Annotated in this window: 11 protein-coding genes and 1 tRNA gene; 9 read left to right on the forward strand and 3 right to left on the reverse strand. The window is 63.9% G+C overall.

What is annotated here, in order from left to right; genetic code table 11:
• Positions 1-71: 71 nt before the first annotated feature.
• Positions 72-1037, reverse strand: a complete 966-nt coding sequence (locus IVB29_RS20550; RefSeq protein WP_247505211.1) for a complex I NDUFA9 subunit family protein — start codon at positions 1035-1037, stop codon at positions 72-74.
• Positions 1038-1199: 162 nt separating this feature from the next.
• Here IVB29_RS20550 and IVB29_RS20555 point away from each other — a divergent pair.
• Positions 1200-1286, forward strand: a tRNA-Leu gene (locus tag IVB29_RS20555).
• Between the two features lie 584 nt (positions 1287-1870).
• On the opposite strand, the gene IVB29_RS20560 is transcribed toward IVB29_RS20555, so the two are convergent.
• Together IVB29_RS20560 and IVB29_RS20565 are read right to left on the reverse strand one after the other, a co-directional pair.
• Positions 1871-2356: a lysozyme inhibitor LprI family protein gene (locus IVB29_RS20560; protein ID WP_211395080.1), complete on the reverse strand. Its 486-nt coding sequence runs from the start codon at positions 2354-2356 to the stop codon at positions 1871-1873.
• A gap of 351 nt (positions 2357-2707) precedes the next feature.
• On the reverse strand, positions 2708-3979 hold the full coding sequence (locus tag IVB29_RS20565; RefSeq protein WP_247505212.1) for an MFS transporter: 1272 nt from the start codon (positions 3977-3979) through the stop codon (positions 2708-2710).
• 281 nt (positions 3980-4260) lie between these two features.
• Here IVB29_RS20565 and IVB29_RS20570 point away from each other — a divergent pair, with 281 nt between their 5' ends.
• The 8 genes from IVB29_RS20570 (at position 4261) to ptsN (ending at position 12280) form a co-directional block, all read left to right on the forward strand.
• Positions 4261-5586, forward strand: a complete 1326-nt coding sequence (locus IVB29_RS20570) for a UbiA family prenyltransferase (RefSeq protein ID WP_247505213.1) — start codon at positions 4261-4263, stop codon at positions 5584-5586.
• 116 nt (positions 5587-5702) lie between these two features.
• Complete coding sequence (locus IVB29_RS20575; protein WP_247505214.1) at positions 5703-6317, forward strand: ribonuclease D; 615 nt, start codon at positions 5703-5705, stop codon at positions 6315-6317.
• Positions 6318-6462: 145 nt separating this feature from the next.
• Positions 6463-7182, forward strand: coding sequence for an LPS export ABC transporter periplasmic protein LptC (gene lptC, locus IVB29_RS20580; RefSeq protein ID WP_247505215.1), 720 nt, complete (start codon positions 6463-6465; stop codon positions 7180-7182).
• Between the two features lie 5 nt (positions 7183-7187).
• The gene (locus tag IVB29_RS20585) at positions 7188-7922 is read left to right on the forward strand and encodes an LptA/OstA family protein (RefSeq protein WP_247505216.1); all 735 of its coding nucleotides are present in this window, start codon (positions 7188-7190) and stop codon (positions 7920-7922) included.
• Positions 7923-8157: 235 nt separating this feature from the next.
• On the forward strand, positions 8158-9156 hold the full coding sequence (lptB, locus tag IVB29_RS20590; RefSeq protein ID WP_247505217.1) for an LPS export ABC transporter ATP-binding protein: 999 nt from the start codon (positions 8158-8160) through the stop codon (positions 9154-9156).
• A gap of 91 nt (positions 9157-9247) precedes the next feature.
• Positions 9248-10870 (forward strand): RNA polymerase factor sigma-54, encoded by a 1623-nt coding sequence (rpoN, locus tag IVB29_RS20595; protein WP_247505218.1) that lies wholly within the window; start codon positions 9248-9250, stop codon positions 10868-10870.
• A gap of 83 nt (positions 10871-10953) precedes the next feature.
• Entirely contained in the window at positions 10954-11553 is a 600-nt protein-coding gene (gene raiA, locus IVB29_RS20600) for a ribosome-associated translation inhibitor RaiA (RefSeq protein WP_247505219.1), read from the forward strand.
• Positions 11554-11818: 265 nt separating this feature from the next.
• Positions 11819-12280, forward strand: a complete 462-nt coding sequence (ptsN, locus tag IVB29_RS20605; RefSeq protein ID WP_129270344.1) for a PTS IIA-like nitrogen regulatory protein PtsN — start codon at positions 11819-11821, stop codon at positions 12278-12280.
• Positions 12281-12474: the final 194 nt, after the last annotated feature.

Here is a 12474-nt window from a genome sequence, read left to right on the forward strand (position 1 = left end):
GTACCCCCTCACCCGGATCGCAAGAGCGATCCGACCTCTCCCCGCAGGCGGGGCGAGGTGAAGAAAAAACCTCACGCGCTCTTGCGCTGGAACTGGCCCTGCGGGCGAAAGCGCCAGAGATATTGCGGGGCGATCGCTTCCAGCGAATCGGCGGTGATACCGAGGCCTTCCAGCGTCAGCCCGGCGGCCTTCGCGGCATCCGACACGACATTGTCGCGCGCGAGCAGCGTGACCTGGTCCGGCGTCAGCTTCAGCGCGCCCGGCGCGAATTGCAGGAAATTGGCCTTGAACCGGGCGAGCCCGAACGACAGCGGCACCAGCATCGGCTTGCGATCGGCGATCTCGAGGATGGCTTCGATGATCTCGCGCATGGTCAGCACTTCGGGGCCGCCGAGCTCATAGGTCGCGCCCGCCTTGGCCTTGCCGTCGACCGCATCCGCGATCGCTGTGGCGACGTCGCCGACATAGACCGGCTGCATGCGGGTACTCCCGCCGATCAGCGGCAGCACCGGCGACATCCGCGCCAGCGCCGCAAAACGGTTGGTGAACTGGTCCTCGGGGCCGAACATCACGGACGGGCGGAAGATCGTCGCCGACGGCACCGCCGCCAGCACCGCGGCTTCGCCGGCCGCCTTGGCCTTGGCATAGCGCGAGGGCGATTCGGCATCGGCGCCGATCGCGGAGACGTGGATCATGCGCGCGCCGGCGGCAGCAGTCGCCTTGGCGATGGTCTCGGCGCCCTTGGCCTGCACGCCGTCAAACGTCTGCGCGCCGCCCTCGGCGAGGATGCCGATCAGATTGATCACGACATGCGAATCACGCAGCGCCGCCTCGACCGAGGCCGGGTAGCGCACATTGGCCTGCACGACGTGGACCTGCCCGACCTTGCCGGAGGGCTGGAGGTATCCAGCCAGTTCCGGTCGCCGCACCGCGACCCGGACCCGGTAGTCGCGCTTGCACAGCGCGCGGACGACATTCCGGCCCAAAAACCCCGATCCGCCGAAAACCGTGACGAGCGTGTCCAGATTCGATGCCATGGGAGCCATTCCTCGGGTCCATTCCTGCGCGAACAGTGCGTATTATCAGGCTTGTATCGGGCCGGTGTGCGATGCGCAATCCGCATCCCCCGCACCCCCCAAGCACCATTTGACAACCGCGTCACCGAACCGTAGTAACCGCCTCCGTGCCCCAAACGGCATGCCCAGGTGGTGGAATTGGTAGACGCGCTGGCTTCAGGTGCCAGTGGCTTAACGGCCGTGAAGGTTCGAGTCCTTTCCTGGGCACCATCAACTTATCGATATGAAGCAGTTCCAAGAAGTTAAGCCCATTCAGAGTATTGCGTTGGCCCCGACTGTGTAACAACGGGATGTAACATTGCTCTATAGGGTGGCTCGGCGCGATGTGCCGGGATGGTTCTCGTAATTCGCTTTTCGTGCAGCGTATTCCCGCAGACGTTCGGGAGAAAGCAGTCGGAAATCCCCTCGCGATTCAGCTTGGGGACGGCTTCGTTTTCGTGACGCCGAGCGCCAGCGCACAGGCTGTGCGGTTTTCGCTCCGTTCGTCAGATCCGACCGAGATCAAGACGCGTCAGGCAGTCGCCGCAGCCTTCCTTGAGGGCGTGTGGGGCGCGCTACGCAATGATGCCCCCACGAAACTTTCCGATAAGCAGGCCACCGCGCTGGCCAGCGAACTCTACCGTGTGTGGGCCGATAGCGAGGGCCGCCCGGAGCACTGCCATGGAGCACGTGCCCGGAGTTGGCTGGAAAGCGGGTTGACGAAACTCAAGATGAGCTGGAAGCCCATTGGGAAGCCGTCTTCGCTATGTGGGAAAAGGTCGGCAAAGCTGATGACCCCAAGCGCCTAAGAGGTCTCAGTGCTCGTTGACCGCAGCGCCGAGCTTGATCAGGCTCAGCGAGCGGTTCGCGGTCTCGCGCAGGCGGCAGTAGCTCGCGTCGCCCGGGTACATGCCGGGCTCGACTTTGTCGAAGACAGCGCAGAAGCGATCACGCGACGCGGCGAAAGTTTTCTGCGAGTCATTGACCGCCTGGATCACGTCGGCGAACCCGCCGGCCTGAACTTTCTTTAGCGCCTCACTGGTTTTCTGCGTCCAAATGGCGAGTTCGCGCGCCGCGCAGGCTTTCCATTTGGCGACGTCGTCATTCGCGCCCTTTGCCGCTTTGATGCAGGGGTCGGCGACGAGCCCGACGCACGCGCCGCCGAAACCGCCGGTTTTCTCGGCGGTCTTCAGGCAGGCATCGATCACCGCAAGGTCGGCTGGCGCGGTGCCTTGGGCGAAAGCCATCGATGCGAGCGGGAGGCTTGCGGCGAGCATCGCGGCGGCAAGTTTGAGCTTCATTGGGGATCTCCGTTCGGCGCATCGAAAATATGGAACACAATACCATCGCGAGCTAATGAAGCTCAGCGAGACGGTAGACCGGCGGGTGTGGCGGATGGGCCGGACGGCGAGTGGGAAAGGAAAACGACGGGGTATGCGGCTTCGGCCACGCCCTCTCCAATCAATGCCTTTGAATGCGCCTTGACCTGACTTACGAGATTTTCGACCAATAGGTGATACATGCAACTTTGGTCATCGAAAGCCCAGCGTTGGTTCACCTGGACCCAAAATAGCGCTACCGCCGATCGGTAGAGATGGTCGGGCGGCGACTCTTGTATTGCCGTAGCCATGGTCCTTGGTGGGTTAAATCCCTCACACCACACTCCTCCCCGCCCGCTCCGCCACCTCTTTCTGCACAAAATACATCATCACCAGCGTGATGATCGTCGTCGTGACGACGACATAGCCGATCCGCTCGAAATGCAGCAGCGAACCGTCCGGTTGTTGCGAGATGATCGCGCCGGCGAGCATCGAGCCGAGGCCGCCGGAGAGCTGCTGCAATGATGCGCTGACCGCGCTGAACGAGCCGCGCTGGTTCTGGTCGGGGATCGCCGACATCAGGGCCTGCGACGGGATCATGCGCGAGAAGATGCCGACGAACAACAGCACGTTGACGGTGATCGCGGTCGCGAGCGAGACGTGGCCGAGATGGGTGTAGATCAGCACCATGACGACCGTCATCGCGCAGCCGAATACGAACGTCGGGTATTTGCCGAACGCGTCGCTCGCCCTGCCGACCAGCGGCCCCGTGACGATGCTGAACAGGCCGGAGACGAGATAGATCGTCGGCAGATGCACCATGTCGATGCCGATATTGTTCACGGTGAAGGCGCTGGAGAACGGCATCAGCATGTACCCGCCCGTCGCCAGCAACGTCGTGACCGCGAAGGCCAGCGTGTAGCGCGGCTCGAAGATCGTCGCGATCAGATGGTGGAACGGATTTCTGTCCTGCTTCAGTTTCAGATGCGCATCGACCGGCGCCATGGCGAAGGCGATGACGGCGATCGTGACGATCGACAGGCCGACGATCGCAATGAAGCAGATGTGCCAGCTCCAGTGATTGGCGAGAAACAGCCCGGCCGGAACGCCCAGCACCTGACTGGCGGCGAAGGCCGTTTGCACGAAGCCCATCACGCGCCCGCGCAGGTGCAGCGGGAACAAATCGGTGGTGATGGCGAGCACGACCGAGCCGATCACGCCGCCGAACAATCCGGTCACGATCCGGCCGAGCAGCAGCACATGGTAAGTCTGCGCCGCGGCGCAGAGCAGGGTCCCGAGCGTGAAGCCGACATAGAAGAACAGCAGCAGGCGCTTGCGATCGAAGCGATCGGCAAAGCCGGCCGCGAGGATGCCCGAAAGTCCCGCGCTGAACGCGTAGGCCGACACCGCGACGCCGAATTGCCCGGCGGTGATGTCGAGCGCGGGCATCAGGATGGCGCCCAGCGGCGACATGATGATGAAGTCGAGGATGATCGTGAATTGCGTGAACGCGAGCAGCGCGATGAGGAGCGCCTGGTAGCGCGTAAAGCCGCGCGGGCGTTCCTGTTGATCGTCGATCGGCGCAGCGAGCGTCTGTTCGGTCATGTCATCTCATTCACAGGGGGCGGGGCAAGGGCCGCGAGGGGCTGGCCTCAGATGGGGTTGGCCGCGACGAATTTCACCGGACCCAAGCCGCAAGTTCCGCCGGACTAGCGAGCTGACGCCGCATTGTGGGATCCATGCAACAGCCCAGGGGCCGGCCCCTGCCCGACCCGGTTAAGCCGCCCTTAGCGAATGCCCCCTAGGCTCGCTTCCGTCCATTTCCCTGCTCCCCGGCCCTCCCAGCCTTTGGGCCGGTCATGTTGCGGTCAATAGAGCGTTTTCGGATGGAGCAGCCTGCCCGGCAGTACGATTCTGACGCCCCCACACCGTCGGTAACCCCGGCGGCTGCGCGGGCGCTTGTGATCGATCTCGAAGGCGCCCTGCTGCGCTCCGAGCTGCTGATGGAAGCGCTGTTCTCCAGGCCCGCCCTCATGCTGGCCCGCTTCGGGGCGGGCGGACGCGCGGGCATGGCGGCCCTCACGGATATTCTGGCGCGCGCCGAGATCGACTACGCCCATCTGCCCTATGAGTCCGATGTGCTGAACCAGGCGCTGGCGGCTCGCGCCCGGGGCGCGAAAATATATCTCGTCGCGGGGCGCTTTGCCGGTCACGCGGCGGGGATAGCGACGCATCTCGGCTTTGACGGCGTCGTGACGCCGGCTGATCTTGCCGCGAGCGACAAGCTGCCGTTCGATCGCGCCTCGATCGACCGCATCGACAATCGCGCGCGCAACAGTGCGAGCCTGAAGACCTGGGCGAAGGCGCTGCGCGTCTATCAATACGCCAAGAACACGCTGGTGTTCGTGCCTGCGATTACCGCGCATCAGTTGAATCTTGCGGCGCTCGGTGATGCGCTGCTGGCGTTCATGGCGTTCTCGGCCTGTGCGTCGGGCGCCTATTTGATGAACGATTTGCTGGATCTCGCAGCGGACCGGCAGCATCCGACCAAGCGCCATCGCGCGCTTGCGGCAGGTGACCTGCCGATCTCGTCCGCGCTATCGGCGATTCCCGTGCTGTGGCTATTCGCGGTCGCAGCCTCGCTCTGCATCTCGCCGCTGTTCCTCGGCGTGCTCGGCGGCTATCTCGCCACCACCATCGCCTATTCGCTCGTGCTCAAGCGCAAGATGCTGGTCGATGTCGTCACGCTCGCCGGTCTCTACACGCTGCGCATCATCGCCGGCGCCGTCGGTGTCGGCGTGGTGCTGTCGGAATGGCTGTTGATCTTCTCGCTGTTCGTGTTCACCTCGCTGGCGCTGATCAAGCGCTTCAGCGAGCTCAGCATGCGCGAGACCGCGGGCCTCGCCGATCCCTCCAACCGCGACTACAGGATCACCGATCTGCACATCATCGGCGCCATGGCGGCGGCGAGCGCGATGAACGCGGTGACCGTGTTCTCGCTCTATGTGTCCTCCTCCGCAGTCACGCCGCTCTACAGTCGCCCCTGGATGCTGTGGCTGCTCAACCCGCTGCTGCTGTACTGGTTTGGCCGCGCCCTGATGATGGCGCAGCGCCGCGAGATGCCTGACGATCCGATTCTGTACGCCTTCCGCGACGGCCCCAGCCGCATCACGGTCGCAGCGATGATCTGCATCATGCTGGCCGCCATCTGAGCTGGCCTTTAAGGGCATCTCGCGCTTGCGCCGCCCGGCTCCAATGGCTAAATCGCAACCCATCCGATTGGCCTAATATGCCGATGGACCGATTCGACCCGAGGTTTTGAAACGCCATGACCGTACGCCTGCATCGCGGCGACCTGCCTGACCTCACGCGCTACACCGGAGCGGTGGCGATCGACACCGAAACCATGGGGCTGAACCCGCACCGTGACCGGCTCTGCGTGGTGCAGCTGTCGCCCGGCGACGGCAGCGCCGACGTGGTGCAGATCCCCAAGGGCCACACCGACGCGCCGAACCTGAAGGCACTTTTGGCCAATCCCGCCATCACAAAGATCTTCCATTTTGCGCGGTTCGACGTCGCGGTGCTGTACCAGACCTTTGGCGTCATGACCGGGCCGATCTACTGCACCAAGATCGCTTCGCGCCTGGTCCGCACCTATACCGACCGGCATGGCCTCAAGGACCTCGTGCGCGAGGTGCTCAATGTCGACCTCTCCAAGCAGCAGCAATCCAGCGATTGGGGTTCCGACGGCCTGACCGAGCCGCAGCTCGCCTACGCCGCCTCCGACGTTCTGCACCTGCACGGCCTACGCGAGCGGCTCGACGCCATGCTGGTCCGGGAAGGCCGCACCCAGCTGGCAAAGGCCTGTTTCGAGTTCCTGCCGACCCGCTGCCTGCTCGACCTCCAGGGCTGGGCGGAAGAGGACATTTTCGCGCATTCCTGAGGCCTCTAACGGGAGTTAGGCTAGGGCTGCCGCCCCGTTTCAGACACTTTCATGCGGCCTCTCGCAGCCTGCATATTTTGGCGGTGCCGGGTTACAATGGCGCATCCTTCAACCGGACAAGGCGAGCGGCACCTCTGGAGATCAGGTGAATTCGGCCCACAATCCCACCTACGACGCCGCGCTTGCGGCGAAGTTTGCCAGCGCGGCGCGCCATAGCCGTCTGGTGCGGATTCTGCGCATCGCGGTGCCGGTGACGGTGGCTGCGTCCATGGCCGCGATCGTCGCCGTCTCGACCTTCCTCAACCCCTTCCAGATCCCGGTCAAACTCGACTCCGGAAATCTGGTGGTGACTGGCACCAAGATCACGATGGAATCGCCGCACATGTCCGGCTTCACCCCGGATCAGCGGCCCTACGAGCTCTGGGCCAAGACCGCGACACAGGACATCACCGACCCCGATCATGTCGATCTCTCCGACCTGCGCGCGAAAGTGCTGATGGAGGATCAATCGACCATGTTCCTCGATGCCCGCACCGGCCGCTTCGACAACAAGCAGCAGCAGCTCGACCTGCACAAGGATATCTTGCTGCGCACCTCGACCGGCTATGAGGCGCGGCTGAACTCCGCCTTCGTCGACATGAACAAGGGCACGGTCTCCTCGGACGAGCATGTCGACGTCAAGCTGACCAACGGCACGCTGACAGCCGATCGGCTGCGCATCACGGAAGGTGGCGACGTCGTCCGCTTCGAGGGCAATGTGGTGATGCACCTGGACAAGCTGGATGATCCCGCCACTCAGCCTGCGCCGGTCGAGCCCGCGCCGCCGCCACCGAAGTCCAAGAACAAATCGGCCAATTCAAAGTGATTTTCATGATCAGGTTTTTTCCGCGCAACGAAGCCAAGCGCCGCGCCATCCTCAATGCAGCCGCGCTCGTTGCCATCGTCACGCTTGCCGAAACCGGTGCTGCGTCTGCGCAGAGTTCGGCGCAAGGCGTACCCAACGCGATGCAGGGCTTCTCGCAAAACCGCGACCAGCCGATCCAGATCGATGCTGCATCGCTCGAGATGCGCGACAAGAAGAAGGAGGCGACCTTCTCCGGCAATGTGAAGGTCGTGCAGGGCGATACCACCATGACCTCGAAGACGCTGGTGGTGTTCTACGAATCGGGCGGCGACAAGCCGGCGACGCCGCAGCCTGCGCCAGCAAAAGGCGCGAAGGCGGCGCCGATCCAGTCGGCGACACCGGGTCCGGGCGGCAGCTCCTCGATCAAACGGCTGGAGGCACGCGGCAATGTCGTGGTCACCCAGAAGGACCAGGTGGTCACCGGCGAGACCGCGGTGTTCGACACCAAGACCAACCTCATCACCATGCTGGGCGGGACGGGAGGCCAGGTGGTCCTGACCCAGTGCCAGAACGTGCTGCGCGGCGACCGCCTGATGGTCGATATGACAACTGGCGTCTCCCGGGTTGAATCCGACAGCGGCAAGGGCGTGCAGGGCCTGTTCATCCAGTCCCAAGGTGGCTCGAGCGGAAAGTGCGGGACGCCGGTGGCTCCCGGCGCCGCCCCGCCTTTGCAGTTACCCGGCCCGAGTAAGCAAAAGTAAATTCCAGGCGCGATTTCAATAGCTTGGTTCTGATGCTCCCGATCCGAGGTTGAAGCTTGCCCGGCGAGACTGTATCTAGCGCGCAGGGCTTTCGAAGCGGGGTCCGCCGCTTTTCGGGCGTGTTTCACTGGGCATGAGACATCCCTTCACTCATGCTGCGTCGGCGAATCGAAAGCCGGCGCGGCAGATCGCGCGGATATCGCGCAGGGTCAGCTTGGAAGGCTAGAAGGCGGGGATGGTCGATCTCTTCAGCATGTTCCGTCGGCGCCCCGCCAAGCGCGGCCGGCCAGGATTTGCGCGTCAGGACATCACCGCGCTCGGTGACAGCGTCGGCGGTCTCGTGCCCAGCCCTGTCAGGGATGCGCCGCCGATCGCCCGCGACCAGCCGATGCGCGCACCCGACCAGTTCCAGACCGACTATCAAACCGAGCCGCCGCGGGCGCAGGCGGTCCACCCCGCAAGGGCCGCCAGCCGGCCCAACGGCGCCGGTGGGCCGCAGCTTCTGAAGCGGCCGGGCTTCCTGGCTGTGCATAGCGTGGAAAAGAGCTTCGGCAGCCGCCAGGTCGTGCGCGGCGTCAGCATCTATGTGCGCCGCGGCGAAGCGGTCGGACTGCTCGGCCCGAACGGCGCCGGCAAGACCACCGTATTCTACATGATCACCGGCCTGATCAAGCCCGATCGCGGCGCGATCGAGCTCGACGGTCACGATGTCACGAAGCTGCCGATGTATCAGCGCGCGCGGCTCGGCATCGGCTATCTGCCGCAGGAAGCCTCGATCTTCCGCGGCCTCACCGTCGAGCAAAATATCCGCGCCGTGCTCGAAGTGGTCGAGCCCTCGCGCAAGAAGCGCGAGGCGCAGCTCGACTCGCTGCTCGACGAATTCAACATCACGCGCCTGCGTAAATCACCGTCGATCGCGCTATCCGGCGGCGAGCGTCGCCGCGTCGAGATCGCGCGCGCGCTGGCGACGCGTCCGAACTACATGCTGCTCGACGAGCCTTTCGCGGGCATCGATCCGATCGCGGTCGGCGACATTCAGGACCTCGTTCGCCATCTCACCAATCGCGGCATCGGCGTCTTGATCACCGACCACAATGTCCGCGAGACGCTCGGCCTGACCGATCGCGCCTATATCGTCTATGCCGGTGAAATCTTGACCGAGGGTAGCCCGGATGAGATCGTTGCTGATCCGGACGTCAGGCGCCTTTACCTTGGCGAGGAATTCCGCCTCTAGCCCTTTTTTCCATTTCGTCAAGCCGTGTACATCGTGCCAAGACTAGGATAAGCAAAAATCGGACCAACTTTTTGGGATCGGTTCTTGCTTCATGGCGCTAACGCAGAGATTAGAGTTCCGGCAATCGCAGTCGCTGGTCATGACGCCGCAGCTGATGCAGGCGATCAAGCTGCTGCAATTGTCCAATCTCGATCTCACGACGTTTGTCGAGGAGGAACTCGAGCGGAACCCGCTGCTGGAGCGGGCCAACGACGAGCCCCCCGCGGGTGAAGCCCGGGCCGAGGCCGGCCAGTTCAGCGATAGCGACGATTTCGGCGGCAGTCACAGCGACGAGCCGGGCGGCGGTCCGGGCGAAGCGTTCGAGCCGGGCCAGGAAGAATGGATGAGCAAGGATCTCGGCACCCGCGCCGAGATCGAGCAGACCCTGGACACGGGCCTGGACAACGTCTTCTCCGAGGAACCGGCCGAGGCGGCCGCGCGCAACGCCCAGGATGTCGCGCCGACCACCTACACCGAATGGGGTGGCGGCGCCTCCGGTGACGAGGACTACAATCTCGAAGCTTTTGTCGCCGCGGAGACCACGCTCGGCGACCATCTCGCCGAGCAGCTCTCGGTCGCGTTCACCGGTGCTGCGCAGCGGATGATCGGTCAGTATCTGATCGACCTCGTCGACGAGGCCGGCTATGTGCCCGCGGATCTCGGCCAGGCCGCCGAGCGGCTTGGCGCATCGCAAGCGGCCGTCGACGACGTCCTTGCCGTGCTGCAAAAATTCGATCCCCCCGGCGTCTGCGCGCGCAATTTGAGCGAATGCCTGGCGATCCAGCTCCGCGAGCTCGACCGCTATGACCCCGCGATGCAGGCGCTGGTCGAGCATCTCGATCTCCTGGCCAAGCGCGACGTCGCCGCCTTGCGCAAGCTGTGCGGCGTCGACGACGAGGACATCGCCGACATGATCGGTGAGATCCGCAGGCTCAATCCCAAGCCCGGCATGAAGTTCGGCTCGGCGCGTATGCAGACCATGGTGCCTGACGTCTACGTCCGTCCGGGTCCGGACGGCGGCTGGCATGTCGAGCTCAACAGCGACACCTTGCCGCGCGTGCTGGTCAACCAGATCTACTATTCCCAGCTGTCGAAGAAGATCGGCAAGGACGGCGACAAATCCTACTTCACCGATGCGCTGCAGAACGCGACCTGGCTCGTGCGCGCGCTCGACCAGCGCGCCCGCACCATCCTGAAGGTCTCGACCGAGATCGTGCGGCAGCAGGACGGCTTCTTCACCCACGGCGTGGCGCATCTGCGGCCGCTGAATCTGAAGGCCGTGGCCGACGCCATCCAGATGCATGAATCCACGGTGTCGCGCGTCACCGCCAACAAATACATGGCGACAAATCGCGGCACATTCGAGTTGAAATATTTCTTCACGGCCTCGATCGCGTCGGCCGACGGCGGCGAGGCGCATTCGGCCGAAGCCGTTCGCCACCACATCAAGCAGCTGATCGATTCGGAAGCGCCGTCCGCGATCCTGTCGGATGATACCATCGTGGAACGGTTGCGCGCCTCGGGCATTGATATTGCCCGCCGCACGGTCGCGAAGTACCGCGAAGCCATGCGCATTCCGTCCTCGGTGCAACGCCGCCGCGACAAGCAGAGCGCTCTTGGCAACGTCCTTTCCACCGCAATGTCCGATCGCTCCCGCAACACCGAGCCGGCCTGATTGCGCTGGCGCGAAATCGCGCTACTCTCATCTCCCCATCGAGACCGATCCAAGCTGGGCACTTAAACCAAGCGAGGTATCACATGACTCTTCGGATTTCGGGCAAGAGCGTCAGCGTCGGCGAGGCCCTGCGTGGCCGCGTGAACGACCGGACCGAAGAGGTCCTGCGGAAATATTTCGACGGCAACTACTCCGGCCACATCACGCTCAGCAAGGACGGCTTCGGCTTCCGCACCGACTGTGCGCTGCATCTTGATTCCGGCATCACGCTGGAGGCCGATTCGAACGCGCCGGATGCCTATGCCAGCGCCGACCAGGCCTTGATCATGATCGAGAAGCGGCTCAAGCGCTACAAGAGCCGGCTCAAGGACCGCTCCGCGCGAAAGGCCCATGTCGCCTCCGCCGCGCTCGCCGCCATGGATGCCACGGCTTACGTGCTGGAGGCGCCGGGCGAGGGTGACGACGAGGACGAGGTCACCGGCTACAGCCCCGTCATCATCGCCGAGGCCACCACATCCCTGAGGCAGCTCTCAGTCAGCGAGGCCGTCATGGAACTCGACCTCAGCGGGGCACCCTGCCTGGTATTCCAGCATGGTTCCTCGGGCCGAGTGAACATCATCTACCGCCGGGCCGACGGCAATGTCGGCTGGATCGACCCACCCGGGGCCAAGTCGGGCAGTTAGAGTGTTTTCCGCTCCGATTTGATCGGAACGGAAGCTCTAGGCCCGCGCAAGGCATCCCCCGTAGCATCCGCAGGTCTTAACAATGACCGTGGCAAAGCCGCACGCGGGAGTTGGCACCGGGATTGCGTTGGAGTAGAAGCGCCCCACATCAGGATCGGAGCTAAGTCCCCCTCCTGCTTCACCTTCTTGACGCCGGCCTCGCGTGGTTTCTCTCCAAGCGGGCCAATTCGGAACCTGACGGTTTAATTCACCTCGGAAACCTTCCATGCCGATTACCGATCTGGTCGCGCCCGAGGCGATTCTCCCGGCATTGAAGGTCAACAGCAAGAAGCAGGCGCTGCAGGAACTCGCGGCCAAGGCCGCCGAGCTGACCGGGCAGAACGAGCGCGCCGTGTTCGAGGTGCTGCTCCAGCGTGAGAAGCTCGGCACCACCGCAGTCGGCTACGGCGTCGCCATTCCCCACGGCAAGCTGCCCAAGCTCGAAAAGATTTTTGGTCTGTTCGCGCGGCTAGAGCGTCCGATCGATTTCGAATCGATGGACGGCCAGCCGGTCGATCTCGTCTTCCTGCTGCTCGCCCCCGAAGGCGCCGGCGCCGATCACCTCAAGGCGCTGGCCCGCATCGCCCGCCTGCTGCGGGACCAGGACATCGCCAAGAAGCTCCGCGCCTCACGCGACGCCCAGGCGATCTTTTCGGTGCTGGCCCTGCCGCCGGCGACTGCGGCGTAATCTCTTTCATGATTGCCGACTAAAGCGCGATGAGATTGGGATGAATCGTCATCGCGCTTTAGGTTGTTGTTTGCGCATGATCTTTTCGGAACACCGCTTCGCACTTTTCCGGATCATGCTTTAGCGAGAGAGCAAGCGACGCAACGCGCTCTCGTGCCCCGGACGCAGCGCAGCGTCTCTTCGACGATGCGCTG

The sequence above is a fragment of the Bradyrhizobium sp. 1 genome, from assembly GCF_023073315.1.
Lineage (GTDB): Bacteria > Pseudomonadota > Alphaproteobacteria > Rhizobiales > Xanthobacteraceae > Bradyrhizobium.

Excerpts from the sequence above, each read along its gene's own strand:
- IVB29_RS20585 (WP_247505216.1), top strand. The coding sequence starts at position 7,188 with ATGATCAGGTTTTTTCCGCGCAACGAAGCCAAGCGCCGCGCCATCCTC.
- lptB (WP_247505217.1), top strand. The coding sequence starts at position 8,158 with ATGGTCGATCTCTTCAGCATGTTCCGTCGGCGCCCCGCCAAGCGCGGC.
- IVB29_RS20560 (WP_211395080.1), bottom strand. The coding sequence starts at position 2,356 with ATGAAGCTCAAACTTGCCGCCGCGATGCTCGCCGCAAGCCTCCCGCTC.
- raiA (WP_247505219.1), top strand. The coding sequence starts at position 10,954 with ATGACTCTTCGGATTTCGGGCAAGAGCGTCAGCGTCGGCGAGGCCCTG.
- IVB29_RS20570 (WP_247505213.1), top strand. The coding sequence starts at position 4,261 with ATGGAGCAGCCTGCCCGGCAGTACGATTCTGACGCCCCCACACCGTCG.
- IVB29_RS20575 (WP_247505214.1), top strand. The coding sequence starts at position 5,703 with ATGACCGTACGCCTGCATCGCGGCGACCTGCCTGACCTCACGCGCTAC.
- IVB29_RS20565 (WP_247505212.1), bottom strand. The coding sequence starts at position 3,979 with ATGACCGAACAGACGCTCGCTGCGCCGATCGACGATCAACAGGAACGC.
- IVB29_RS20550 (WP_247505211.1), bottom strand. The coding sequence starts at position 1,037 with ATGGCATCGAATCTGGACACGCTCGTCACGGTTTTCGGCGGATCGGGG.
- rpoN (WP_247505218.1), top strand. The coding sequence starts at position 9,248 with ATGGCGCTAACGCAGAGATTAGAGTTCCGGCAATCGCAGTCGCTGGTC.
- ptsN (WP_129270344.1), top strand. The coding sequence starts at position 11,819 with ATGCCGATTACCGATCTGGTCGCGCCCGAGGCGATTCTCCCGGCATTG.